The 361-nt window shown below is 63.4% G+C and carries 1 pseudogene; it reads left to right on the forward strand.

Going from position 1 to position 361, the window contains the following annotated elements:
- A pseudogene (locus tag HMPREF2785_RS03090) lies at positions 1–361 on the forward strand (pyruvate carboxylase); the annotation flags it as partial.

Raw genomic sequence — 361 nt, forward strand, 5'->3', positions numbered from 1 at the left:
AGCTGCTGTTCCCGAAGCAGTACGCCGAGTACCAGGAGCACCTGCGCACTTACGGCATCACCGACCAGCTGGGCGACAAGACCTTCTTCTACGGCCTGGAAGAGGGCGTTGAGACCATGCTCTACTACGGCGAGATCGGGGAGAACCGTCCGCCGCTGGTGGTCAGCCTTGACGCTGTTGGCGAGCCAGACGAGAAGGGTATGCGCCAGGTCATCCTGACCGTCAACGGCCAGGTCCGCCCGGTTGCAGTCCGCGACGAAAACGTCGAGTCCACTGTCGCCGAGGTGGAGAAGGCGGACTCCTCCAACCCGGGCCACGTTGCAGCACCGTTCGCAGGTGCCGTCACCGTCACCGTAAAGGA

The organism is Corynebacterium sp. HMSC067D03, from assembly GCF_001811185.1.
Classification (GTDB): Bacteria; Actinomycetota; Actinomycetes; order Mycobacteriales; family Mycobacteriaceae; genus Corynebacterium; species Corynebacterium coyleae.